The sequence below is a fragment of the Ginsengibacter hankyongi genome (assembly GCF_008710285.1).
Taxonomy (GTDB): Bacteria; Bacteroidota; Bacteroidia; order Chitinophagales; family Chitinophagaceae; genus Ginsengibacter; species Ginsengibacter hankyongi.
In genome coordinates, this window is the sequence record NZ_VYQF01000001.1 from 1,471,259 (window position 1) to 1,496,575 (window position 25,317).

The 25,317-nt window shown below is 36.2% G+C and carries 21 protein-coding genes and 1 tRNA gene; 12 read left to right on the top strand and 10 right to left on the bottom strand.

Translation table 11 applies throughout. The annotated features are described in order from the left end of the window. Positions 1-18: 18 nt before the first annotated feature. The gene (gene dnaB / locus FW778_RS06065) at positions 19-1,578 is read right to left on the bottom strand and encodes a replicative DNA helicase (RefSeq protein ID WP_150413705.1); all 1,560 of its coding nucleotides are present in this window, start codon (positions 1,576-1,578) and stop codon (positions 19-21) included. Between the two features lie 457 nt (positions 1,579-2,035). On the opposite strand from dnaB, the gene pheT reads away from it, so the two are divergent. From pheT to FW778_RS06105, 8 genes are all read left to right on the top strand, one after another. Continuing rightward, positions 2,036-4,489: a phenylalanine--tRNA ligase subunit beta gene (pheT, locus tag FW778_RS06070; protein WP_150413706.1), complete on the top strand. Its 2,454-nt coding sequence runs from the start codon at positions 2,036-2,038 to the stop codon at positions 4,487-4,489. Beyond that, on the top strand, positions 4,489-4,776 hold the full coding sequence (locus FW778_RS06075) for a hypothetical protein (protein ID WP_150413707.1): 288 nt from the start codon (positions 4,489-4,491) through the stop codon (positions 4,774-4,776). The genes pheT and FW778_RS06075 overlap by 1 nt, the downstream gene beginning before the upstream one ends. A 1-nt stretch (position 4,777) precedes the next feature. Next, positions 4,778-5,065: a cell division protein ZapA gene (locus FW778_RS06080; RefSeq protein WP_150413708.1), complete on the top strand. Its 288-nt coding sequence runs from the start codon at positions 4,778-4,780 to the stop codon at positions 5,063-5,065. A 202-nt stretch (positions 5,066-5,267) separates the two neighbouring features. Next, positions 5,268-6,830: a ribonuclease Y gene (rny, locus tag FW778_RS06085; protein WP_150413709.1), complete on the top strand. Its 1,563-nt coding sequence runs from the start codon at positions 5,268-5,270 to the stop codon at positions 6,828-6,830. Positions 6,831-6,953: 123 nt separating this feature from the next. Beyond that, positions 6,954-7,304, top strand: a complete 351-nt coding sequence (gene rplS, locus FW778_RS06090) for a 50S ribosomal protein L19 (RefSeq protein ID WP_150413710.1) — start codon at positions 6,954-6,956, stop codon at positions 7,302-7,304. Positions 7,305-7,635: 331 nt separating this feature from the next. Continuing rightward, on the top strand, positions 7,636-7,914 hold the full coding sequence (locus FW778_RS06095) for a Sec-independent protein translocase subunit TatA/TatB (RefSeq protein WP_150413711.1): 279 nt from the start codon (positions 7,636-7,638) through the stop codon (positions 7,912-7,914). 91 nt (positions 7,915-8,005) lie between these two features. After that, positions 8,006-9,442 (top strand): Asp-tRNA(Asn)/Glu-tRNA(Gln) amidotransferase subunit GatA, encoded by a 1,437-nt coding sequence (gatA, locus tag FW778_RS06100; protein ID WP_150413712.1) that lies wholly within the window; start codon positions 8,006-8,008, stop codon positions 9,440-9,442. Between the two features lie 3 nt (positions 9,443-9,445). Beyond that, on the top strand, positions 9,446-10,585 hold the full coding sequence (locus FW778_RS06105; protein WP_150413713.1) for a lytic transglycosylase domain-containing protein: 1,140 nt from the start codon (positions 9,446-9,448) through the stop codon (positions 10,583-10,585). Between the two features lie 7 nt (positions 10,586-10,592). Here the strand turns inward: FW778_RS06105 and FW778_RS06110 are convergent, their stop codons facing one another. From FW778_RS06110 to FW778_RS06145, 8 genes are all read right to left on the bottom strand, one after another. Next, positions 10,593-11,819 carry an anthranilate synthase component I family protein gene (locus FW778_RS06110; protein ID WP_235906060.1) on the bottom strand — a complete coding sequence of 409 codons (1,227 nt, stop codon included), beginning with the start codon at positions 11,817-11,819 and terminating at the stop codon, positions 10,593-10,595. Positions 11,820-11,915: 96 nt separating this feature from the next. Further along, on the bottom strand, positions 11,916-12,326 hold the full coding sequence (locus tag FW778_RS23025) for a hypothetical protein (protein WP_202552085.1): 411 nt from the start codon (positions 12,324-12,326) through the stop codon (positions 11,916-11,918). A gap of 85 nt (positions 12,327-12,411) precedes the next feature. After that, entirely contained in the window at positions 12,412-13,677 is a 1,266-nt protein-coding gene (locus FW778_RS06120; RefSeq protein WP_150413716.1) for an adenylosuccinate synthase, read from the bottom strand. A gap of 184 nt (positions 13,678-13,861) precedes the next feature. Then, on the bottom strand, positions 13,862-15,100 hold the full coding sequence (gene clpX, locus FW778_RS06125; protein WP_150413717.1) for an ATP-dependent Clp protease ATP-binding subunit ClpX: 1,239 nt from the start codon (positions 15,098-15,100) through the stop codon (positions 13,862-13,864). 123 nt (positions 15,101-15,223) lie between these two features. Beyond that, on the bottom strand, positions 15,224-15,850 hold the full coding sequence (locus FW778_RS06130; RefSeq protein ID WP_150413718.1) for a ClpP family protease: 627 nt from the start codon (positions 15,848-15,850) through the stop codon (positions 15,224-15,226). 24 nt (positions 15,851-15,874) lie between these two features. Beyond that, entirely contained in the window at positions 15,875-16,564 is a 690-nt protein-coding gene (locus tag FW778_RS06135) for an ATP-dependent Clp protease proteolytic subunit (RefSeq protein ID WP_150413719.1), read from the bottom strand. Positions 16,565-16,727: 163 nt separating this feature from the next. Then, positions 16,728-18,092 carry a trigger factor gene (gene tig / locus FW778_RS06140; RefSeq protein ID WP_150413720.1) on the bottom strand — a complete coding sequence of 455 codons (1,365 nt, stop codon included), beginning with the start codon at positions 18,090-18,092 and terminating at the stop codon, positions 16,728-16,730. A 70-nt stretch (positions 18,093-18,162) separates the two neighbouring features. Beyond that, a tRNA-Leu gene (locus tag FW778_RS06145) sits at positions 18,163-18,244 on the bottom strand. Positions 18,245-18,409: 165 nt separating this feature from the next. Here FW778_RS06145 and FW778_RS06150 point away from each other — a divergent pair. The 4 genes from FW778_RS06150 (at position 18,410) to bshA (ending at position 23,960) form a co-directional block, all read left to right on the top strand. Next, positions 18,410-20,641, top strand: a complete 2,232-nt coding sequence (locus FW778_RS06150; protein WP_150413721.1) for a RelA/SpoT family protein — start codon at positions 18,410-18,412, stop codon at positions 20,639-20,641. Positions 20,642-20,745: 104 nt separating this feature from the next. After that, entirely contained in the window at positions 20,746-21,795 is a 1,050-nt protein-coding gene (locus tag FW778_RS06155) for a quinone-dependent dihydroorotate dehydrogenase (RefSeq protein WP_150413722.1), read from the top strand. Positions 21,796-21,816: 21 nt separating this feature from the next. Further along, positions 21,817-22,617, top strand: a complete 801-nt coding sequence (locus FW778_RS06160) for a TerC family protein (RefSeq protein ID WP_150413723.1) — start codon at positions 21,817-21,819, stop codon at positions 22,615-22,617. Positions 22,618-22,835: 218 nt separating this feature from the next. Continuing rightward, a complete protein-coding gene (gene bshA, locus FW778_RS06165; protein ID WP_150413724.1) occupies positions 22,836-23,960 on the top strand; it encodes an N-acetyl-alpha-D-glucosaminyl L-malate synthase BshA in 1,125 nt (374 codons plus the stop codon). A 30-nt stretch (positions 23,961-23,990) separates the two neighbouring features. On the opposite strand, the gene FW778_RS06170 is transcribed toward bshA, so the two are convergent. Next, a complete protein-coding gene (locus FW778_RS06170) occupies positions 23,991-25,295 on the bottom strand; it encodes a murein hydrolase activator EnvC family protein (RefSeq protein WP_150413725.1) in 1,305 nt (434 codons plus the stop codon). Positions 25,296-25,317 lie beyond the last annotated feature (22 nt).

A 25,317-nucleotide genomic window follows, 5' to 3' on the forward strand; every position in this document is an offset into this window, starting at 1 on the left:
GGGGTAGCATTGTTGTTCTTAAAATGGTGTTTCGTCATCAAATTCACCATCATTCATTTTGCTTCCTTTTTGTATATACAATTTTGCTCCGTCGCCGTCTATATCCTTTACCGGCTTCCAGTTTCCTCCCTGGGGCAGGCTTTTACTAAAATCATCGCTGTCGTCTTCAACAAATTTTTGGATGTGCAGTAATGCTTTTAGTTTTATGGTTTCAAGTTGCCCGTTTCGATGTTTTGCAATTCGCACATGGGTTTCGCCCTTATTACTTTCTCCTAATTCATTTGAAGTAATATCGTAATATTCCGGCCGGTATAAAAACATTACTAAATCCGCATCTTGTTCAATAGCGCCCGACTCTCTCAAATCACTTAATTGCGGCATTTTATTGCCTTCTTTTCTTTTTTCAACTTCGCGGCTTAATTGACTTAAGGCGACAATAGGAACCTGCAATTCCTTTGCAAGTCCCTTAAGATCTCTTGAAATTCTACTTATTTCCTGCTCACGGTTGCTATTTCTATTTTCCCCCGCCCCACTCATGAGTTGCAAATAATCGATAATAATTAGCCCAACATTATGTTTATTTTTTAAACGGCGGCACTTAGCCCGCAATTCAAAAATATTTAGCGCTGCAGTATCATCAATATGTATTGGCGCAGAGGCAAGCCTTTCAATTCCTTTCTTGTAGAGTTGCTTCATCTCATGTTCTTCAAGTCTTCCCCGGGCAATTTTTTCAAGCCATATTTCGCTCTCGGCACTAAGAATTCTTTGCACCAATTGTCCTGCACTCATTTCAAGGGAAAAAAAGCCTACTGCTGTTGGTTTAGTTGGATGCAATGCAGCATTACGGGCAAGGTTAAGCGCAAATGCCGTTTTACCAACAGAAGGACGTGCTGCAAGTATAATTAAGTCAGATGGTTGCCAGCCATATGTTAAGTGGTCGAGAATAGCGAAGCCGGTTGGCACGCCTGTAATTTCATCCTGCCGAGTGCGCAAATCTTCTATCCGTTGAATAGTTTTTACCAATACCGTATCAATGCTGGCGTAATCTTTTCTAAGGTGATTATTTGTAATTTCAAAAAGCTTTGTTTCCGCATCGTCCAGGAGATCAAATACATCAGTACTATCTTCATATGCGTCGCCAATAATTTCACCGCTTATACGAATTAATTCTCTCTGGATAAATTTTTGCAAAACGATTCTGGCGTGGGCATCAATATTAGCAGAAGATACTACAGCGTTGGTAAGTTTTGTTACATAATAAGGACCACCAACAAGGTCAATTTCTTCTCTCAACCTTAATTCCTCCACCACCGTAAGCAAATCGATTGGCGAATTTTTCTGCTGAAGCCCCTGCATAGCCCTGAAAATACGCTGATTGGCTTCTACATAAAAACATTCAGGTTTTAAAATTTCGATTACAACATCGAATGCATTTTTTTCAATCATTATAGCGCCAAGTACGGCCTCTTCCAGATCTTTTGCCTGTGGTGGAACTTTACCGAACATCATTGTTCCAAGTTCCAACGAACCATTTTTTCGTCTTGATTTTCTCTCTTTATTAAGGTTAGTAAGATCCATGTTATATAAAAAGGTGCTGATTAGTAAGGTTAATTAATAAATGAAATTAGTTTAAAATTTTTAGTGGGGCGGCTAAGTTAAAGTACAATAACCTATTTAAAGAAATTGTTAAGCCTTAATTTTTATACCACACCAATTAACATTCAACTCACAAAAAAATTTCTGTTATCAACGAAATAAAGGCTGTAATCCACAAAACAATTTATTTTTCCGTTTAAAAGCTCTCTTAATTCACACGCCCGTGTGCAGAAAAGAAATGCCAAATTTTTGCAAATTTTACAAATAAATTTCCTAATTACTGGTAGCAAAAATTGCTTTTTTTCGTAACAAAATTTCATCTTTTACCTGGAACCCGCCCTGCAAAAGCATTTTAAAAATTCATAAGCCGTTTTCTTACCTCCTTCTTTCTTATTTTTGAATTTCGAAAGAAAAAAGACGATCATTCTTAAATATATACATGAAAATTAGTTACAGTTGGCTCAGGGATTATTTGCCGGAGGAAATAACTTCAAAACTGATCAAAAGCCCCCAGAAAGTTTCTGAAATTTTAACATCAGTGGGCCTTGAAGTGGAAAATCTTGAGTATTATGAAGAAATAAAAAGTTCACTGGCAGGTTTAGTAGTAGGGGAAATTCTTACCTGCGAAAAACATCCGGATGCTGATAAATTAAAAATCACAACCGTTAATAACGGTAAAGGTGAAACGCTGCAAATAGTTTGTGGCGCAAATAATGTTGCCGCTGGGCAGAAAGTAATTATTGCGCCATCTGGAACAACTCTATATCCAATTAATGGAGAACCCTTAATTATAAAAAAAACTAAAATACGGGGAATTGAAAGTAACGGAATGATATGCGCCGAAGATGAAATTGGTATTGGCGAAAGCCACCGGGGGATTATTGTACTGCCTGATGATGTTGAACCAGGAACCGAAGCAAGTGATTTCTTTAAACCATATAATGATTGGATATTTGAAATAGGCCTGACGCCTAACCGTATGGATGCTATGAGCCACCTGGGAGTTGCCAAAGATGTATGCGCTTACCTGAGCCATCACAACAGGGCCGATATAAAAATAAATTCGCCATTTAACACCAACTTTAAGAATGATAATACATCCCAAAAAATCAATGTTATTATAGAGAATAAGGAAGGGTGCAGCAGGTATGCCGGCGTAAGCATTTCAGGAATTAGGATCAATACCTCACCCGCATGGTTACAAAACAGGCTTAAAAGTATTGGCGTTCGGCCAATTAATAATATTGTAGATATTACCAATTTCATTCTTCACGAGACAGGCCAGCCATTGCACGCATTTGATGCCGACGAAATAAAAGGGAATTCAATAATTGTAAAAACCCTGCCTGAAGGCACAAAATTTATTACGCTGGATGAAAAGACCCGTTCCGTTAACCGGGAAGATATCATGATATGTAACGGTGAAGGAGAACCTATGTGCTTTGGTGGTGTTTTTGGGGGACTGGAAAGCGGAGTTACAAACAATACGGTAAATATTTTTTTAGAAAGTGCATGGTTTAACCCCGCATATATCAGGAAAACATCTTTCCGGCATAATTTAAGAACTGAGGCGGCCACACGGTTTGAGAAAGGAGTTGATATAAGTAATACCGTAAATGTTTTGAAAAGAGCGGCACAGCTCATTAAGGATATTTGTGGCGGAAAGATTTCATCAGAAATTATTGACATATATCCTGTTCCTAAAAAACAAAACGAGATTAGTTTACAAAATCATTACCTTAAAAAAATTAGTGGCAAAAACTATCACCAGGATACGGTAAAAAATATTTTAAAGAGTTTAAATTTTTCAATACTAAAAGAAGGTATAGACGAAATAAGAATAGCAGCGCCATTTAGCAATCCCGATATAACACTTCCCGCTGATGTTATCGAAGAAATTATGCGTATAGACGGGCTAGATAATATAGAAATTCCTGCAACTATTAAAATGGCTCCTGCAATTGAAACCGGCGCTGATGAAGCATCTTTAAAAGAAAAAATAGCAGGGTGGCTAACAGGAAACGGGTTTTCTGAAATTTTTACTAACTCAATTACAAACAGCAAATATTTCGATGAACAGGTGCTGTCAAAAACTGTGATAATTATAAACAGTCTAAGCGAAGAACTGAATGTTATGCGTCCCTCAATGATGCCAACAGGGTTGGAAAGTATCGCATACAACATCAACAGGAAAAATGCCGACTTACTATTTTTTGAATTTGGAAAAATATATGCTAAGACCGAGCAGGAAAAGTATGTTGAAACCGAAAGCCTCGCTATTTATTTTACCGGAAACAAAAAAGAAAACGACTGGAAAAATAAAGGTGAAAAAACAGGCATCTATTTTGCGAAAGGTGTTTGTGAAATTATTTTCAAATTGGCAGGAGTAACTGAATATAAGTTTTCAAACAGTCATGATGATTTCTTGAATGATTGTATCATGGCTGCAATTAAAACAAATTCAATTGCAAAAATGGGAAGCATAAAAAATAGCGTCCTGGAAAAATTTTCGATAAAGCAACCTGTATTTTATTTGTATTTAAATTGGCAGCAATTACTGTCAACAATAAAAGTAAACCAAATATCTTTTGAAGAAATTCCTAAGTTTCCACAGGTACAAAGGGATCTTTCAATTATAGTTGATAAATCAGCTTCTTATCAAGCGCTTGAGGAATCAATAAAAACATTAAAGATTTCCAAACTGAAAGAGTTTAAATTGTTTGATGTATTCGAAAGTGAAAAGTTAGGGGCAAACAAAAAGTCTATGGCTATTAGTTTTACATTTTCTGATAAAGAAAAAACATTAACAGATAATGAAACGGATGCTATGATGAATAAGATCATCAATTCAATAGAAAAAAATATGGAAGCAGAAATAAGAAGAAATAGCTAATGAGTGCAATTGAAGAACATATTAATTCTATCAACGCCAAGGTGCAGCTACTGCTAAAAAAATATGCTGCACTTCAAAAAGAGAATTTAAACCTCAGTAACGAAATTGAAACCTTTCGGAAAAATGAAAAAGAATATCTAGAAAAAATAAATTCTCTTGAAATACAAACTGGTATTCTTAAAGCTTCCGCAGGAAAATTAAACGACAAAGAAAAACATGACATTGAGAAAAAAATCAATCAGTACATAAAAGATCTTGATAAATGCATGGCAATGCTAAATAACTAATATGGCAGCAGAACTTATTCCGGCTAATATTGTGATTGGTGACAGAATCTATCGTATTAAAGTACTTCCTTCAGATGAAGAGGTGGTAAGAAAAACATTGAAAATTATCAATGATAAAATAATGGAATTCCGCACTCAGTTTGCAGGAAAAGACATGCAGGATTATATTTCGATGGTTTTGATTTGGTATGCAACACAGCCACAGTCTGCCTCAGGCAGCGATGCTACAAATAAAGAATTTATCGAAACCCTTGAGAAGATAAATAAACAACTTGATGTGGTTATATAAATGTACCAATGTTTATAAAGCACGGTTAAACAAATGAATACTAAGGTACTTTGTACGTTTTAGAATATTTCTTCCAGGCTCGCGTCAATACTTTTTCCGCACAATTTTGCTATCTTCGTCTATTCGCACATTTCTCATTATGAAATAGGCACAGGAAGAGGACAAACGATTATGAAACGCATTAAAAAATCATTAAAAAACAATGGAACAACTACTCCCAATAATAATTGGTGCTATCGCTTTAATTGTGGGCATCGTTCTGGGTAAAATTTTATTTGCCAAAAACACAAAAAAACAAGTAGAAACTGCAGAACAACAAGCTCAAAAAATTATTTCCGACGCTCAAATTCAGGCTGAGACCATTAAGAAAGAAAAGCAACTGGAAGCCAAAGAAAGGTTTGTACAGCTAAAGTCAGAACATGACAAAGAGGTTTTTCAGCGGAATCAAAAAATTAGTGACGCTGAAAACCGTATTAAACAGAAAGAGCAGGCTATTAATCAAAAAGACCAGAACGTTGAACGCATCATTAAAGAAAATGAGGCAATAAAAGAAACGCTCAACCGGCAGATTGAGGTAGTGAATATTAAACGAACCGAACTGGAAAAACACCAGGAAGAGCATATTCGTCGCCTCGAGAAAGTTGCAGAGCTTTCCGCCGAGGATGCCAAAGCGCAACTCATAGATACATTACGCCAGGAGGCAAATTCCCAGGCGCTTATTATTCAACAGGAAATAGTAGATGACGCAAGGCTGCGAGCTAATAAAGAGGCCCGCAAAATTATTATTCAAACCATTCAACGTACGGCTGCAGAACAAGCAATTGAAAACGCTATTACGGTTTTTAATCTTGAAAGCGATGAAATAAAAGGCTCTATAATTGGTCGCGAAGGTAGAAACATCAGGGCGATAGAAGCCGCTACAGGAGTTGATTTGATAGTTGATGATACACCTGAGGCGATTATACTTTCTTCATTTGATCCTTTGCGTCGTGAAATTGCCCGCTTATCACTTCAACGCTTAGTTGCAGATGGGCGTATTCATCCTGCCCGCATCGAAGAGGTTGTTGAAAAAACAAGAAAGCAACTGGAAGAACAAATTATCGAAATTGGCGAAAGAACTGTGATTGAACTTGGTATCCATGGCCTCCATAAAGAATTAGTAAGAATTGTTGGCAAAATGCGATTCCGTTCTTCCTACGGTCAGAACTTATTAATGCACAGCCGTGAGGTAGCTAATCTTTGTGGCGTAATGGCAGCAGAATTAGGCATGAATGTTAAGTTGGCTAAACGTGCAGGTTTATTACATGATATAGGTAAAGTTCCGGATGATGAAACTGAACTAAGTCACGCACTTCTTGGAATGAAACTGGCCGAGAAATATGGCGAAAATCCTGCAGTATGCAATGCTATTGGCGCCCATCACGATGAAGTGGAAATGCAATATGTTATTTCGCCGGTAGTTCAGGCCTGTGACTCAATGAGTGGCGCAAGGCCGGGTGCAAGGCGCGAAATTATGCAACAGTATCTTCAGCGCATAAAAGATCTTGAAAACCTGGCTCTTGCTTATCAGGGAGTTGAAAAGGCTTACGCAATACAAGCAGGGCGTGAACTTAGGGTTATTGTTGAAGCAGATAAAGTAAGCGACGGAGAAAGCGACAAGTTAAGTTTTGAAATAGCCCAGAAAATACAGACCGAAATGACGTATCCCGGACAAATAAAGGTTACAGTAATCAGGGAAAAAAGGGCAGTAAATGTGGCGAGGTAAAGCTTAACAATTAACTTATTAGTTTCCCCTGTTTTAGATTTTTAGCTCAAATTGATTTTATCAGGAAAATCGTTATCCAAATAAAAAAATTCACTTACCTTCGCACTCCTAAAATAAAAAGCCATGAATGCAATAGCATTTATACACGAACAATTAACTCAGAAAAAAGAACTTCCGCAATTTAAGGCTGGTGATAATATTACCGTGAACTATAAAATTCAGGAAGGTAATAAAGAGCGCATCCAAAGCTTCAAAGGCGATGTGATTAAGCGCCAGGGCGAAGGCGGTACAGCTACTTTCACAGTAAGAAAAATAAGTGATGGCGTTGGAGTTGAACGTTTGTTTCCGCTTTTTTCTCCCAATATCGATAGTATTAAATTACACAAAATAGGTAAGGTGCGCCGTTCCAAACTGTATTATCTTCGTGAAAGAAGTGGTAAAAGTGCCCGTATCCAGGAAAAAAGGATGAAATAATTATAAATTTTTTTAATAAAACCGGGAAAACATTGTTTCCCGGTTTTTTATTTTATATACTTGCATTCCTTTAAACTTGTGAATGATATAACCTGTACCTCACTATTATTTATTGAAATGAAAAAAGTTTGTATTATCGCTGTTGTCCTTTCTGTAATATTTGCTTCCTGCGCACGTGGCATTTCTCCTTATGAAGCTGCAAATGGAAAAGCAAAATGTGGCCGCTACATTAAATAAATTATAATTTAACTGTTAAACAAATTTGAAATAAGATTTGCTTATTTCACATTGTTATTATTAATGTATCTTTGATTCTCTAATTATTTAACAAATGACAATTAACTTATTAAAACCTGTATTGTTACTATCCATGCCTGGTGGATCTGAGTGGATTTTAATTCTTCTTGTGGTACTGCTTTTTTTCGGAGGTAAAAAAATTCCGGATCTTATGAGAGGAATCGGAAAAGGCGTTAGAGAATTCAATGACGCCAAAGAACACGTTAAGAATGAAATTGATGCCGGAATGCGTGAAAAGGATAACACTCCTCCACCGGTTCAAAGGCAGGACGTTTCGCGTCAGGAAGTTGTAAGAGAAACCAAGGCCTCTTAAGAAACAAATTACAGAATAGATTTTTACGGCTCAGGTGTGGTTGCGTTTTTAAAACAACTACGCCTTAGCCGTTTTTAATAAATTACATTCCTTGTTTTCATATAGTACCATATCCATTTACCAGGATCAAGTTTTCAAAGGCGAAACGACCTGCCTCGAAGCAACTAATTATTATCTTGAAAAAATTAATATAACCGGGAAGCTCAATGCATTTGTGGAAGTGTATGCATCAGAAAGTATTGAAAGGGCAAAACATCTTGATGAAAAAAGGATAAGCGGGAAGCCTTGTGGCAAGCTGCACGGCGTTATAATAGCAATAAAAGATGTTATCTGCTATAAAGATCATACAGTAACTGCCTCCTCCGGCATCTTAAAAAACTTTGTTTCAGTTTATAATTCAACTGTTGTAGAAAACTTATTAAAAGAAGATGCAATTATTATCGGTAGTTGTAATTGCGATGAATTTGCGATGGGAAGTACCAATGAAAATTCAGTGTATGGACGGGTTTTAAACGCTTTGGATAAAAGTAAAGTTCCCGGTGGTTCCTCCGGAGGTTCTGCCGTAGCGGTGCAAGCTGGCCTTTGCATGGTTAGCCTTGGGAGCGATACGGGTGGTTCAGTGAGGCAACCTGCCGATTTCTGCGGAATAACGGGAATTAAGCCATCTTATGGTTGTATATCCAGAAATGGGCTCATAGCCTACGCTTCTTCTTTTGACCAGGTTGGAATTTTTTCAAATAATGTAGAAGATGCAGCAATAGTTTTGGAAGTTATTAATGGCCCTGATGAATATGACAGCACTGTAAACCAGCAAAAACAAAAGGAATTTCAAATCTCTCATCAACCAAAAAAATATAAGATTGCTTTATTAAAAAATGCACTGGGGCATAGAAGCTTAGACCAGGAAATAAAAAAAAATATTTATGATTTGGCAGAACAACTAAGGGAAGATGGTAATGAAATAGAGGAAATTGATTTCGATCTTATAGATTTTATTGTGCCTGCTTATTATGTACTCACCACCGCAGAAGCTTCGAGTAACCTGTCACGTTATGATGGAGTGAGGTATGGTTTTCGCCATCAAAATGATGCTGAAGACCTTGCGCAATTTTATAAGAAAACACGAAGTGAAGGTTTTGGCAAAGAAGTAAAAAGGCGCATCATGCTTGGCACTTTTGTTTTAAGTGAAGGTTATTATGATGCTTATTTTACAAAGGCACAGCAGATAAGAAGGTTACTTGTAAACCAGACAGAAGAAATTTTCAAAAGTTTTGATGCTTTAATAATGCCAACAGTACCTTCAACTGCATTTGAAGCAGGAAGTATGCAAAAGGATCCAATTGCAATATACCTCGCCGATATATACACGGTGTATGCGAATCTTACCGGCACTCCTGCAATTTCGTTGCCATTATTTAAACATTCTAATGGAATGCCTTTCGGCCTGCAGGTTATAACCAATAAACACAATGAATTGACTTTGCTCGAACTATCTGATAAGCTTATGAAAAATTACAAAAGGTATTAGATAATGAAGAAGATTTTAATCATATCAATTTTATTTTTTGTTTTACAAATTGCATTTACAAATTGCTCGTTTGCCGGAAATAAATTTTATCGGCAAAATATTGCGGATACTGTAATTCCGGAAAACATTAAAATAGAAGATAAGGCAATAGATGAAGTGATCAAATCTTCTACTCCTCCTAAACAGGAAAAGGTGAAATATGTAAGCCAGGTTACCAAATATGGTTTTAAAGATCTGTTCAAAAATTATTCTTATAATCCTTCTATTCCTTATACCGCCCAGGTAAATCCCCACGCGGAGACTTATATGCAGGATTACCTGCAGGCTCATGGAAAATACCTGGAGCATATGAAAGCGACTGCTCTGCCTTATTTTAATCTAATTGATGGCATTCTTACTCAATATGGTTTGCCAAAGGAATTGAAATACCTGGCTGTTATTGAGAGTGATTTAAAATCAAATGCCCTCTCAATTGCCGGTGCCCGTGGACCCTGGCAACTTATGCCCTATACGGCTGAAGGTTATGGCCTGAAAGTTAATCAAAACGTTGATGACCGAACAGACTATACGAAAAGCACGAATGCCGCTGCCAAATACTTATTGAGCCTTTACAAGAATTTTAATGATTGGCTTCTCGTGATAGCTGCTTACAACGGAGGGCCAGGAAGAGTGTATACTGCGATAAATAAAAGTGGTAGCCGTAATTTCTGGAAACTTCAATATTACCTTCCGGAAGAATCACGTAACCACGTAAAGAAGTTTATTGCCACCCATTTTATAATGGAAACGTCAACAAATAATAATTTCGATTATACTAGTTTAAATGGAGTGGGAGGTGTTTTAAAACCAGACATGTCAGAAGAAGAATCTGCGAATTCTGACAGTATGAAAGTTTCCGGAAGATATATCGCATCAATAATTGCAAAAAATATTGACATGGATATTAACGATTTTAATCGTTATAACCCTGGATTTGATAACACGATGGCATCCGGGGACACCGTTAATATGCGATTGCCGAATGCTAAAATGCCTCTTTTTATCACTAATAAATATGGCATCCTTAATGAATGTGTGCAACACCTGTTAGGAGAGGCAAACTTTGACACGAAAACAATTTATAAGAAGAAAGCATCAAAATAAAAACCAATTATTCAAGGGCTTTTTTCATAGCGGATATTTTTAATAAACATTCTTCATATTCATGCTCCGGCTCGCTTTTAGCTGTTATAGCCGAACCCGCCTGAATAGACAGATAGGAATTTGATTTATTGTAAAGGATACTTCTAATTACCACATTAAAATCAAAATCTCCTTCCGGCGTTATATAGCCTACAGTGCCTGAGAACAAACCCCGGCTTGTCCTTTCATATTTTTCAATTAATTCCATTACTCTTTTTTTAGGAGCCCCTGTCATAGATCCCATCGGAAACGTTGCGTAAAAAATATCGGCTAATGAAATATTTTCTTTTACATTTCCGGTAATGGTAGAGATCATTTGATGTACTTGTGGAAATGAATAAATAGCCAGGAATTCACTCACCACTACCGAACCTTGAGTACATATTTTGGCAAGGTCGTTCCTAACAAGGTCTACAATCATTATGTTCTCCGAACGCTCTTTATCACTATTTAGCAAATCATCTTTGCGTTGTTGATCAACCTTCGAATCATTCATAATACGTTTCCCAGTACCTTTTATAGGCTGGGCAATAATTGTAGCTCCTGTTTTCTTTAGAAACCGCTCCGGGCTGGAGCAAATGAGATATTTATCGTGGTACTTATAAAAAGCTGAAAAAGGATTTGGCGATAGTGTATTTAATTTTCTGTAAACTGAAAGCGGATCAATCATTATATCATCCGCGTAAAATTCCTGGCAAAAATTTATTTCATAGCAATCACCTCTTAATATATGTCGCTGTAACTTTTCAACGGTTTCTATATATTCTATTTTAGTAAACCTCGACTTTAATAACGGAGAGGGGTAATCGATAATTTTTACAGGTTCCGATGAGATAATTTCCTCAAAAATTTCCTGCGCATTTAGTGAACTATAAACTCCTATTCTTATTTCATTTCCGGACAAAATAAATACAATTTCGGGAACAAAGAAAAGGAAGCCAGGAAAACCAATACTGTCCGGATTTGAGGATTGAAGATTTTCAATTTCATTTTTTACATCGTAAGCGACGTGGCCAAAAATCCAATCATCGGAATCCCTTTTAATTCGATCAAAATCTTTTAAACTATTAATACCGTTAGAAACCAAAGAGCGCAACATGCCGACTCCTGCAATACATTCGTACGATTTATGAAAGTTATAATCGTTATTGTCTAAGAAACAAAAAATGCTAAACTTCTTTATAAAGTTTAGCATTTGAAATTTAAAAGTTGATAAATCTTCTATGAAATATGATGAGAATTGTCTTTTCAAAATTATGATCAACAGCGGGAAAGTTAATAAATATCGCTGCTAAAAATCATCATCTTCATCATCATCCACCCCATCATTAAAAAGATCAAGGTCTTTAAAGTCATCATCAAGGTCAAAATCATCGTCGGCTTTGCCCTTTTTCCCGGGAGCTTTTTTAATCTTTGACTTTGGTATATCAAACTCTTCAAAGTCAGGATCGAAGTCATCTGCGTCATCAGTTTTTTCCCAATCATCATCAATTTCCACATCGTCGTCGTCATCGTCATCATCATCTGTACCTTTCTTTTTTGATGAAGAAGTTTTTGATTTTTTCACGGGTATGTCGTCATCAACTAAATCGTCATCATCATCGTCCAAATCATCCTCCTTTTTCTTTGATGTGGTCTTAGAAGTACTTGCCGCCGGTTTTTTTTCAGGAAATTTTTTTTCCTTCTCAGATTTTGCTTTCATAATTTTCTTAAAGGATTAATTATGTAAAATTTCAATTAGATTTTTAATTTGCCAAAAATTATTTAATATTTTTTTAGAGCAACAATCATGATGCCACAATAATCTGGTCGCTTCCAGGTCCGTTTGAAATAAACTTTACCGGAACGCCTAATGTTTCATTGATATAATTAATATAGGCACTCATTTCAGGTGGCAAGTTATTAAAATTTTTTATTGACGTAATATCTGTTTTCCATCCTGAAAACTTTTTATAAACAGGTTCTACTTTCGACCTCATCATTTGAAATGGAACCTGATTAGTTTCCTCTCCATTTATTTTATAATTATTACAAACCTGCAAAATATCCATAGCATCCAGAACGTCCGCTTTGGTCATAACCAACTGAGTAACTCCATTTATCATGCATGCAAAATTTAAAGCAACAAGATCAATCCACCCGCATCTGCGCGGACGACCTGTTGTGCTCCCGTACTCCATTCCCGTTTTTCGTAAAAGTTCGCCGTTTTCATCATCCAGTTCCGTAGGGAATGGTCCGCTTCCCACTCTCGTGCAATAGGCTTTGGTAATACCAAACACTTCTTTAATTTTTTGTGGCGCTATGCCAAGCCCGCTACTTACACCAGCCGTAATTGTATTGGAAGAAGTTACATAAGGAAATGTTCCAAAGTCAATATCAAGCATGCTTCCTTGCGCACCTTCTGCAAGAATTTTTTTGCCTTTTTGAATTGCGTCATTTACAAAATATTCACCATTTACTATTTGTAACTGTTTCAAAAATTCAAGCGCTTCAAAGAATTCTTCTTCCCATGTTGAAATATCTTCATTAAAGGAAAAGTTATCTAACAACTTTTGATGTTTTAGACGAAGTTTGATGTATTGAGAAATAAAACTTTTATCAAGAAGGTCGCCTACCCGGAGGCCATTTCTACCTGTTTTATCCATATACGAAGGACTAATGCCTTTGAGGGTAGATCCTATTTTATCATTTCCTTTTGCCAGTTCACTGGCCTTATCAAGCGCCCTATGTGAAGGCAATATCAAATGGGTTCTTGCACTTATATAAAGATTTTTCTTGCAGTTAATTCCCATCGACTCAACTGCATCACATTCCTTTTTTAGCGTAACCGGGTCGAGTACAACACCATTGCCTATTAAATTAATTTTATTATCATGAAAAATCCCTGAAGGTATTTGATGAAGAACGATTTTCTTACCATCAACATAAAGCGTGTGCCCTGCGTTAGGGCCCCCCTGGAACCTTGCAATTACGTCGTAACCGGAAGCAAAATAATCTACAATTTTTCCTTTCCCTTCATCGCCCCATTGCAGGCCAAGAATTACATCAACCATCTCAAATTTATTTTATTAAATGAAGCACAAAATATCTTAATCAATAAGCATTCGGGTAAAAATAAAATGAAATAAACAAATGAAGATTATAATTTCAATTTTGTTTAAAATTAGTGGAAAAGAAACTTAAGAATGAAGTTTTTAAAATAAAATTCCCGAAACTTTAATTGGAAACAACTCTTTATTATGCAACTTTCAACATACTAAGCTTGCTTATTTTAAATTTATGCTGAGCATAGTCCATTGTGAGTGTAAAAGTTTTTACTTTTTGAGATGGCAATTCATACATTGCATCGGTTAATATACTCTCGCAAATACTTCTAAGGCCGCGGGCTCCCAATTTATATTCCATAGCCTTGTCAACCATAAAATCGTAGACTTCATTTTCAATTACAAGGTCAATCCCTTCCAGCTCAAATAATTTCTTATATTGCTTGATAAGAGAATTTTTGGGTTCGGTTAAAATATTTCTTAGGGTAATTTTATCCAACGGATTAAGGAAAGTTACCACCGGAAGCCTTCCCAGTAATTCAGGGATAAGTCCAAATGATTTTAGATCCTGCGCATTTACAAATTGTAACAGATTCTTCCGTTGAAAATCCTGGAGTTCTTTGTTTACGTTAAAACCAATTGCATTAGTATTAATTCTTCTTGCAATAAGCCTGTCAACACCATCAAAAGCTCCTCCGCAAATAAAAAGTATATTACTCGTATTTAATTTTATCAGTTTCTGTTCAGGATGTTTGCGTCCTCCCTGCGGTGGTACCAATACTTCTGTTCCCTCCAGCAGTTTGAGCAATCCTTGTTGTACTCCTTCGCCGCTTACATCACGTGTAATACTTGGATTATCGCTTTTACGGGCAATCTTATCTATTTCATCAATATAAACTATTCCCTTTTGAGCCGCATTCACATCAAAATTGCAAACCTGTAATAATCTGCTTAAAATACTTTCAACATCTTCACCAACATAACCTGCTTCGGTAAAAACAGTTGCGTCAACAATGGCAAACGGCACGTTGAGTACACGTGCAATTGTTTTAGCAAGCAGCGTTTTACCGGTACCGGTTTCTCCTACCATTATAATGTTACTTTTTTCTATTTCAACATCGCTGTCTACTTTTTGATTCAAGCGTTTATAATGATTGTAAACCGCAACGGCCAATACCTTTTTTGCATCATCCTGCCCAATTACATATTCATCAAGGAATTTTTTTAGCTCAATCGGCTTCTTTACGGATAGTTTGTATGCTGATGACTGGCTATTTTTTTCCGGCATCGGAAAAATTTCCTGTGTGATAATTTCTTGCGCATGTTCTACACAATTCTCACAAATATGGCCTTCCTGTCCTGCGATAAGAATTTTAACTTCATCACGACTTCTTCCGCAAAAAGAACAATGTAAGGTTTGTTGTTTCGCCATTTGGCTATTTGTTTATATAAATTTTATATCAACCTTGTTTAAATTACGATTTTAAATGATCTTTTTCGAGTTTCTGCAAAAAAGGATCTTTTAAATGACAATCAAATAACGCAGAAAGTTGCTTTATAGTTTGTTTAAAATCCCATCAACTATGCCATACTTCTTACTTTCAGTGGCATCCATCCAGTAATCCCTGTCGAAATCTTCCATCACTTTATCATAAGTCTGGCCGCAATTTTCAGCAAGAATTTTAGCGCCTAATTGTTTTGCCTTTAAAATTTGTACCGCAATAATTTCAAGATCTGCACTGGTTCCTTGTCCCCCGCCGCTGGGCTGGTGTATCATCACTTCTCCATGAGGGAAAATAAAGCGTTTTCCTTTTTCTCCCCCACTCAATAAAATGCTGCCCATACTGGCTGCCATTCCCATACAAACAGTGCTTACGGGAGATTTGATCATTTTCATGGTATCGTAAATAACCATACCGCTTGTAATAACGCCACCCGGGCTATTTATGTAAAATGTTATTTCTTTTCCCGGGTCCATTGCATCAAGATATAATAGTCGGTTGGTAATATCTTTTGCACTTTTATCATCTACAACACCCCAAAGAAAAATTTTCCTTTGCTCAATAAATTTTTTATCGAACATCATTCCGCCCATCATTTTCTCCATAGGATTTTCCGGCACTGATTTTTCCGGCTCTTCCTCTTCTTCAAAACGTGTTGAATTTATTTTATAAAGATTCATTTGCTTGTATTTTATTTTGAATATCTATTTTTTTGCCTTTTTGGAATTGATCAATAAAACTTCATCAATTAAGCCATATTCTTTCGCTTCAGGTGCTGTCATCCAGAAATCCCTATTGCTATCTTTGGTTACTTTTTCCATAGTTTGACCGGCATGATCGCTAAGAATTTCATAAAGCTCATGCTTCACTTTTCTAACTTCGTTTACAGTAATCTCAACATCAGATGCCTGGCCTGCAGCGCCTCCGCTTGGTTGGTGCATCATTATCCTTGCATGTTTTAACGCACTTCGTTTACCCGCAGCTCCAGCTGCCATTAATACTGCTGCCATACTTGCCGCCATACCTGTACAAATTGTAGCTATGTCGGGTGTAACAAACTGCATGGTATCATAAAGACCTAAACCTGCATATACTGCTCCACCGGGAGAATTAATATACAATTGAATATCCCTTGTTCTGTCAGTGCTTTCCAAAAAAAGCAATTGGGCAGTAATAATATTTGCTACTTCATCATTTACAGGATACCCTAAAAAAATAATCCTGTCCATCATGAGGCGGCTGTAAACGTCCATTACTGCTACGTTCATAGGACGTTCTTCTATAATATTCGGAGTAAGATTAGTAATATTATGATTGATATATCCATGCAGCGTATTACTGCTAATGCCTTTATGCTTAACAGCATATTTTTCAAATTCTTTTCCTGTATTCATAAATTAAGTTTAATAAAAAAGCAATTTACAGCTATGAAGTTCCCAAATATTATGCTAACAAAAAAAAGAGACAAAAGGACAGAGGAGTAAGTACCTGTTTATTACTATTAGAAGACTATTGTTAAAAAGTCAATTAGCTCGTTGTTGGTCGTCGACTTTTCAATTAATGATGATGGTGATGCTGCATTGCTAACAACTCCTCGGGCGACGATTGTTTTTCCTCCGGTGTAACCTGCGTTTCAATAAAGTTGAATAGTTTTTCGGTAAGTATTTTTCTATAACTGCTATCAACCTGCTTTTCATCTTTCATCATCCTGTCAATATAACTATCTATCCATTCGCTATTGTCGCCCATATTCATTTGTCCGAAATAACGCATAACTTCTTCTTTCATATAATTTCTCAATTCCTCTTCAGAAACATCAATCTTATTCTCGCTGATTATTTTATCGCTTATCAACGTCCATTTTAACTGGTTGGTAAATGAAGGATATTCCGCTTCAACTTCTTCCGGGGTTTTCTTTTTTTCGCCACCTATAGCAATCCATCTTTTTAAAAATTCATCGGGTAAAGCAAGACGTGTTTCCAATAAAATATGGTACAGCTGATCATGCATCTGACTTTTGCTTGCAGCATCCCATTGTTGCTGCAATTCTTCTTTCATTGCTTCGCGGAATGCCTCTTCTGTTTTTATTTCTTTACCCGGGAAAATCAGGCTAAAAAAATCTTCGTTGAGTTGTTTTTTTTCAACCAAACCTATTTTCGTTATGGTCATTTTAAAATACTTCTCTCCTGAAGAAGAATCATTCTTATCAAGTCCTAAATCAGATAAAATCCATTCTCTTTCTTTTTCAGGAAATGCATTTTTTAATTGTAATACAACAGACTCATCTTTACTTTTGCCATATAAATGAGGGCGAAAATCTTCAGCAAAATATTTTACCAAAATAGAATTATCTTTTGAGAGTGCTTCTGGCAAAGGGTTTCCTTCTGCATCACTTTCTTCAAATAAAACATTCAAAACATTTTCAGGGCCGGTAACCGTTTCAGCATCCTTCATATTTCCATGCTTGGTAACTAATTTTTCTATCTCTTCGTCTACCATCTCGTTAGTTACTTTCACTTTATACAAATACGGCTTTGCTTTTGATAAAACATCCACTGAAACTTCCGGCTTAAGGCCTATTTCAAAAGGGAATTCATAATCGGTAGGATTTGACATATCAAGGTTCCTCATGTCACTTTCCATGGGTAACGGCTGAGCAAAAATCACAGGTTTTTCTTTAGTAAGATATTCCTGGATTTCTTTTTCTACCGCCTTGATAACTTCATCATAAAAAATAGAGGCGCCATACATTTTTTTAACCATACCCGTTGGCACCATACCTTTTCTAAAACCGGGAATATTTGCTTTTTTGCTATAATCTTTTATAGCTTTTTCAAATGATGGATAATAATCTTCTTTAGAAACTTTTACTGTCAGTTTATCATGAAGATTGCCAATACTTTCTTTTGTTACGTTTGCCATTAATTAAATTTTATCGACCGTAAGAAACGGTGTTTATAATTTTCCTTCGGAGAAAATTATGTTGGAGAAGTGCGCATGGAGGGACTCGAACCCCCACACCTTGCGGCATCAGATCCTAAGTCTGACGTGTCTACCAATTTCACCACATGCGCTTTTGGGGCGGCAAAAGTAAATGATTTAGGTTAAAAAAAATGCATGTAACTAAGAATTATGGATTTTAATAAAATGCGAATTATAATTTTAAAAAAATTATAAATAAAAATCGAAAATTTCTAATGTAAATACCATCAGCTTATTTCTATGTAAATTCGTATTGTATGGAAACTACACTTGACGTCCCCAAATATTCATTAAATGAAGAAGAGGAAAAAAAAGAAATCCTTCGACATTACCGTGCTTTACTAAGGGCTTTAAAGCCGAAATTAAAACCAGGAGATAAAGAACTGGTACGCCAGGCTTTTGAAATAGCAGTTGAAGCACACAAGACTATGCGGCGAAAAAGCGGTGAACCTTACATTTTACATCCTTTGGCTGTTGCAATGATATGTGTAGAAGAAATCGGGCTTGGTGTTCGCAGTACTATTTGCGCATTAATTCACGATACTGTTGAAGACACCGATGTAACACTCGAAGATATTCAAAGGGAATTTGGAAGCGAGATTACAAAGATTGTAGATGGTCTCACAAAAATTTCAAATGTACTGGATGCCAATACATCGCAACAGGCAGAGAATTTTAAAAAGATTTTACTCACAGTAACAGACGACCCGCGGGTTATTTTGATTAAGCTGGCAGACAGGCTTCATAACATGCGCACACTCGACAGCATGAAGCGTGAAAAGCAACTGAAAATTGCATCTGAAACAGTGTATGTGTATGCGCCTCTTGCCCACCGGATGGGGCTCTACAATATAAAAACCGAAATGGAAGACCTGGCTATGAAATATATGGAGCCAGATAGTTACAAGTACATTGCCAAAAAACTGGATAATACCAAAAGGGAACGCACCCGTTACATTAATGAATTTATAAAACCAATAAAAGAAAAATTACAACAAAGCCATTTCAATTTTGAAATTTATGGCAGACCAAAGAGTATTCATTCGATATGGAATAAAATGAAAAAGAAAGGCGTGTCATTTGATGAAGTGTATGATCTCTTTGCCATACGGATTATTTTAAATTCTCCTCCTGAAAAAGAAAAGGAAGATTGCTGGAAAGTGTACAGCCTGGTTACAGATGAATATACTCCGGCACCCGAAAGATTAAGAGATTGGCTTAGTAACCCAAAAAGTAATGGGTATGAAGCTTTGCACACAACCGTAATGGGAGCCCAGGGCAAATGGGTTGAAGTGCAGATAAGAACCAAAAGGATGAATGACATTGCAGAAAAAGGACTTGCTGCGCACTGGAAATACAAAGAGGGCACTGATGAAGAAAACCGTTTTGATAAATGGTTTCAGCAAATAAGAGATATGCTGAGTAGCCACGATACTAATTCAATTGATTTTCTACAGGACTTTAAAGTTTCATTTTTAGCAGAAGAAATTTATGTATACACGCCAAAAGGGGATGTTAAAATGTTGCCCATTGGTGCATCCGCACTTGATTTTGCATTTTCAGTTCATACTGCAATTGGAGAAAGATGTATTGGGGCAAAAGTTAATCATAAGCTTGTTCCCATAAGCCATAAACTTCGCAGCGGAGACCAGATAGAAATTATCACTTCAACAAAACAAAAGCCCAACAGCGAATGGCTCAAATTTGTTGTAACGCCAAAGGCAAAAACCAAGATAAAAGATTCACTTAAAGAAGAGAAAAGAAAAATAGGTGAAGAGGGAAAATATATTCTTCAAAGAAAGCTTGAAAACATGGGCGCCGCTATGAATCCACCCAATATAGAAGAGCTTACGAGTTTTTATAAACTTCAATCCTCGCTTGATTTGTTTTATGAAATTTCTTTAAAAAAAATTGATCTTAAAGAACTCAAAGAGTTTAATGTAATTGGCGATAAAATTTTTGCGCCAAAAGTTCATAAGCCAGCGCATGAAGAAAAAAGTGAAATTGAAAACAGGAATTACAATAAAAAAGATGCAGAACTTATCATCTTCGGCGAAAGCAGCGATAGAATTATGTACACGCTTGCCAATTGCTGCAAGCCAATTCCCGGCGATGATGTTTTTGGATTTGTAACACAAGGTGAAGGACTTAAAATTCACCGTACTACCTGCCCGAATGCAGCAAGATTATTGTCGAATTATGGACACAGAGTTGTGAAAACAAAATGGGTTAAAAACAAAGAGATTTCATTCTTAACAGGTATTAAAATTGTCGGATTGGACGACGTTGGCGTTATAAATAAAATAACTAATCTCATAAGCGGTACTTTAAAAATTAATATTAATGCACTCACCATCGAAGCAAAAGAAGGTCTTTTTGAAGGTAACATAAAAGTATATGTGCACGATAAAGATGAACTGGAAGATCTTGTCGAGCATTTAAAAAATCTTCCGGGAATAGAAAGTGTTGATCGCTATGACACCGAATAGTACAGTGATTGATCAATAAACAACGGGCAATAGGCAATTGAACGTACATCGTACATCAATACGTCTCACATCGTAAATTGTATCTTCTTATCTTCGCCGCCATCATGTATAAGCTGGTGCGAAATATTTTATTCTGGTTCGATGCCGAAAAAGTGCATTATTTTTCAATGAACCTGCTGAAGTTTGCCTGCAAGTTTTCTTTTATAAAAATTTTTCTTCGGAAAAAATTCAGCATCAATTCAACCGCGTTAGAACGAAATTATTTTGGGCTTGTATTTCCAAACCCTGTAGGGCTTGCTGCAGGCTTCGATAAAAATGCAAAGTACCTTAATGAACTAATGACATTGGGTTTCGGTTTTGTTGAAATAGGAACCGTAACACCTGTGCCCCAGGATGGAAATCCCAAACCAAGATTATTTCGATTGCCAAAAGATAAGGCAATTGTAAACCGCATGGGCTTTAATAATGATGGAGTTGTTGTAGTTGCAGAACGTTTATATAAATTTATAAACAGTGCGGCTTATTTAAATGAAAAGAAAAAAATAATTATCGGTGGAAATATTGGCAAAAATAAAAACACACCGAATGAAGATGCCTGGAAAGATTATGAGACCTGTTTTAGTCTTTTGCATAATGTCGTGGATTATTTTGTGGTAAATGTAAGTTCACCCAACACACCAGGATTAAGAGATCTTCAGCAAAAAGATTCTTTAAAAAAAATTCTTTTGCATTTACAAAGTTTAAATAAAACGAAAAAAACTCAGAAGCCTTTACTGCTAAAAATTTCTCCTGATCTTTCAACAGATGAACTGGATGATATTATTGATTTAGCAATGGAAATAAAGCTGGATGGGCTTGTTGCCGCTAATACCACAATAAAAAGGATTAATTTAAATTCATCTAAAAAAATAATTGATAAAGCAGGAGCAGGTGGTTTAAGCGGGAAGCCTCTTATGGCGGAATCTACTGAGATTACTCATTTAATTTTAAAAAAAACAAAAGGAAAAATTCCTGTAATAAGCAGCGGCGGAATTTTTACACCCGCTGATGCCGATGAAAAATTTATAGCAGGTGCGGCACTGGTACAGGTATGGACTGGCTTTATTTATGAAGGTCCCTGCATTGCAAAAAAAATTTGCAGGTCTTTAATTTAAATTACATTTTAATTCTAATACATGAGTTATTTATTCACCAGTGAAAGTATTATAAGTTTTATTATTCTTGTAATACTCGAGATAGTTTTAGGTATTGACAATGTAATTTTTGTAAGTATAATTATTAACCGGCTTCCAAAAGATAAACATAAAAAGGCCCGGCTGTTCTGGATTGTGCAAGGTATGATTGTAAGAAGTATAATGCTGCTGGGACTGGGATGGCTGTTATCACAAAAGGGTAAATCAGTTATTACACTATTTGAAAAAGGATTTGATTTGGCAAGTTTAGTAATGCTTGCAGGCGGTATTTTTCTTATTTATAAATCTGTTCATGAAATTCATCAAAAGCTGGAAGGAGAAGATATGAGTATCCTAAAGGGGAAGGTAAAATTTTTGAGTTTCACTAAAGCCGTAGTTCAAATAATTTTAATTGATATGGTGTTTTCATTTGACAGCATCATTACTGCGGGCGGCACTGCAAAGCATGTCGAGATTATGATTGCTGCCGTAGTTATAGCTCTTACAATAATGTTTTTATTTAGCCCAAAAATCGCAGCCTTTATTCACAAGCATCCAACATTTAAAATGCTTGCCCTTTCATTTCTTGTTATGATTGGGTTAAGCCTTGTAATTGAAGGCTGGGATACCGAAAAAGCCGAGGACCTTCATTTAAAAAATTATATCTATTTCGGCATGGCATTTTCATTTATGGTTGAGTTATTAAATATGAGAGTAAGAAATAAGCAAACCAGAAGGCTGGTGGAACTGAATGAACCTCGTTATAATGAAAATGAATCTAATGAAAGTGACATGGCAAAATAAAGTGTACTAACGCGATATCTTTAGCTTCACTAACGGTATAGATAAAACGCAATTCCCTGTAAGCGTTTCTATTTAATTTTCTTCCGAACAAAAAAATATTTTAAAAAAGATATAATCTAATCCTAAACAATTTATTTAAAAACTGTGTTTTTATAAATCGTAAAATTGCTGCATAAAAGAAGTTGTAAATTGGGCCGTAATTTGATAAAAAAATTTTTATGAATATAGGAATCGTTTGTTATCCTACCTATGGTGGAAGCGGGGTATTGGCAACAGAACTTGGTAAGGCGCTTGCAGATAAAGGCCACAATATACACTTCATTACCTATCAACAACCGGTAAGATTAAATGCTTTTCACGCCAATATTTTTTATCATGAAGTGAGCGTTCCTACTTATCCATTATTTGATTATCCCCCTTACGAAACCGCGTTGGCAAGCAAAATGGTGGATGTTATTATTAATAACGACGTACAGCTTTTGCATGTTCATTATGCTATTCCACATGCGTCTGCGGCATATATGGCAAAGCAGATTTTGAAGAAAGAAGGAATACAAATTCCGGTGATAACTACGTTGCATGGCACTGATATTACTTTGGTAGGAAAGGATAAAACTTATTCGCCGGTTGTTACATTTTCTATGAATGAGAGCGACGCGATTACAGCGGTTTCTAAAAATCTTCGTGATGAAACTTATAGAAATTTCAAGATGGAAAAAGATATCGAAGTCATCTATAACTTTGTAGACATAAAACGTTTTGAACGTACGCCCGTGCAGGCTTTCAGGCAAATTATTGCACCAAAGAATGAACGGATTTTATTACATGCCTCCAATTTCAGAAGAGTAAAAAGAGTAGACGACGTGGTAAATGTATTTAAAGAAGTAAATAAGCAAATTCCTTCGAAACTTTTATTTGTGGGTGATGGTCCGGAACGTACGCACATTGAGGGATTATGCCGGCAAATGGACGCCCATGCTGATGTAAAATTCCTCGGCCGCCAGGAACAAATGGAAGATATACTTGCAATCACTGATCTTTTCATTTTGCCAAGTGAATATGAAAGTTTTGGATTGGTAGCATTAGAAGCGATGGCTGCCGGTGTTCCTGTAATATCAACCAACGTAGGAGGGCTTCCTGAAATAAACATAGAAGGAGTTACCGGTTTTTTAAGTAATGTAGGAGATGTGGAAAATATGAGCAAGAATATCACTCACATTTTTTCTGATGATATTGCCTTTAAAGAAATGAAAAAAAATGCCCTGGAGCAGGCGCAAAAATTTGATATTTCCACCATAGTTCCCGTTTATGAAAATCTTTATAAAAAAGTTTTAGGAGAATAAGTACTTTAGTCTGCCCGGTGCCCGGTCGCATTAATGCCTAAGCCATTGCTCAGGATTTACGTTGGTAGTTTCCTGCATTATAATAAAGTCAACTTCACCCTGTCCTTCATCATTTTCTCCTGTTTTACCTATCACTTGCCCGGTTTTCACCTCGTCTCCTCTTTGCACATTTGCCGAAGCTAGATTGCTATATACCGTAAAGTATTTACCGTGCTTTATAAATACGGCCAGTTTATCTTCCATATAACTCACGAGTGTTACCTGCCCTTCAAAAACGGCTTTAACAGGCTCGCCTATTTTGGCGCCGATAGTTACTCCGGGATTATCGTAAATTACTCCCCCAGGTAATTTGTTAGGCCCATAATGTTCTGTAATATAGCCTGACACAGGCCATGGAAGTATTCCGCGATTTTTGTAAAAATTTGCATCCAATGCTTTATCCGCTTCTGAACTTACTAATACACTTCCTGTAGGTTTAGAGTTAGCTGAGGGATTTGTAGTTTTAGTTATATTACTATTGGCAACTGTATTTTTAGAATTAGCATTATTTTTTTTCAATTCCGCCAGGCGTGCCTTTTCTCTTTTAGCAGCCTCATTTCTCGCAATCTCCACTTCACGTCTAATCATGGCCGTTATCATATTTTTCAGCTTGGCATCCTGCTTTCGTTTTGCGTTTACCTGTGCTGTTAATTCTTTTTGCTGGCTTTTTAATTTATTAACAATAGATTTTTTTTCTTCCTGTTGTTTTTCAAGCTGTGTCATTGCTCTATCCTGCTCTTTCAACGCAAAGTTCTTTTTAATTTTTGTTCCGGATAAAACCTTTATGCGATCGGCCAGCATATCTTGCGTTCTCAAAATATTTTCCGCCTGCATTTCGCGATAACTTCTGTAAGACTTTAAATAGGCTACCCTTTTTATTGCATCATTAAAACTCGAAGCAGAAAAAATAAAATTTAAGAAATTATAATTACTCCGGCTTTTATATGCATATACCATGCTGTTGGAATATTCCTGTTTAAGCGTGTCTAAAATGCGAGACATTTTATTAACTTCTTTTTGAGCGAGGTAAATATTATTATTAAGATTTTTTATTTCGCTGCTAATATTGTCAATTACGTTTCCCTGCAGGTCAAGCTTTTTATTGATGAGGGAAAGCTGACCGATATTTACTTTTGCAGTTTTCCTGGTTTCATTTAGCGCTTTCTCAGTTTCTGCAATTTCTCTTCTTAATTGTTCCCGCTGTTGTTGTAATGCATCTTTATCATCAGTTTGTTGCGCTGTCGCCTTGATAAAAAATAAAAGAAAAGTTATCGCTAATACAATTGTCTTTCGCATGCCGGGAATTTTTTAATAAAAT

Excerpts from the sequence above, each read along its gene's own strand:
- FW778_RS06160 (WP_150413723.1), top strand. The coding sequence starts at position 21,817 with ATGAGTTATTTATTCACCAGTGAAAGTATTATAAGTTTTATTATTCTT.
- clpX (WP_150413717.1), bottom strand. The coding sequence starts at position 15,100 with ATGGCGAAACAACAAACCTTACATTGTTCTTTTTGCGGAAGAAGTCGT.
- FW778_RS06150 (WP_150413721.1), top strand. The coding sequence starts at position 18,410 with ATGGAAACTACACTTGACGTCCCCAAATATTCATTAAATGAAGAAGAG.
- FW778_RS06170 (WP_150413725.1), bottom strand. The coding sequence starts at position 25,295 with ATGCGAAAGACAATTGTATTAGCGATAACTTTTCTTTTATTTTTTATC.
- FW778_RS23025 (WP_202552085.1), bottom strand. The coding sequence starts at position 12,326 with ATGAAAGCAAAATCTGAGAAGGAAAAAAAATTTCCTGAAAAAAAACCG.
- FW778_RS06095 (WP_150413711.1), top strand. The coding sequence starts at position 7,636 with ATGACAATTAACTTATTAAAACCTGTATTGTTACTATCCATGCCTGGT.
- FW778_RS06105 (WP_150413713.1), top strand. The coding sequence starts at position 9,446 with ATGAAGAAGATTTTAATCATATCAATTTTATTTTTTGTTTTACAAATT.
- pheT (WP_150413706.1), top strand. The coding sequence starts at position 2,036 with ATGAAAATTAGTTACAGTTGGCTCAGGGATTATTTGCCGGAGGAAATA.
- rplS (WP_150413710.1), top strand. The coding sequence starts at position 6,954 with ATGAATGCAATAGCATTTATACACGAACAATTAACTCAGAAAAAAGAA.
- FW778_RS06120 (WP_150413716.1), bottom strand. The coding sequence starts at position 13,677 with ATGGTTGATGTAATTCTTGGCCTGCAATGGGGCGATGAAGGGAAAGGA.
- FW778_RS06130 (WP_150413718.1), bottom strand. The coding sequence starts at position 15,850 with ATGAATCTTTATAAAATAAATTCAACACGTTTTGAAGAAGAGGAAGAG.
- FW778_RS06080 (WP_150413708.1), top strand. The coding sequence starts at position 4,778 with ATGGCAGCAGAACTTATTCCGGCTAATATTGTGATTGGTGACAGAATC.
- tig (WP_150413720.1), bottom strand. The coding sequence starts at position 18,092 with ATGGCAAACGTAACAAAAGAAAGTATTGGCAATCTTCATGATAAACTG.
- bshA (WP_150413724.1), top strand. The coding sequence starts at position 22,836 with ATGAATATAGGAATCGTTTGTTATCCTACCTATGGTGGAAGCGGGGTA.
- FW778_RS06155 (WP_150413722.1), top strand. The coding sequence starts at position 20,746 with ATGTATAAGCTGGTGCGAAATATTTTATTCTGGTTCGATGCCGAAAAA.
- FW778_RS06110 (WP_235906060.1), bottom strand. The coding sequence starts at position 11,819 with ATGCTAAACTTTATAAAGAAGTTTAGCATTTTTTGTTTCTTAGACAAT.
- FW778_RS06135 (WP_150413719.1), bottom strand. The coding sequence starts at position 16,564 with ATGAATACAGGAAAAGAATTTGAAAAATATGCTGTTAAGCATAAAGGC.
- rny (WP_150413709.1), top strand. The coding sequence starts at position 5,268 with ATGGAACAACTACTCCCAATAATAATTGGTGCTATCGCTTTAATTGTG.
- dnaB (WP_150413705.1), bottom strand. The coding sequence starts at position 1,578 with ATGGATCTTACTAACCTTAATAAAGAGAGAAAATCAAGACGAAAAAAT.
- FW778_RS06075 (WP_150413707.1), top strand. The coding sequence starts at position 4,489 with ATGAGTGCAATTGAAGAACATATTAATTCTATCAACGCCAAGGTGCAG.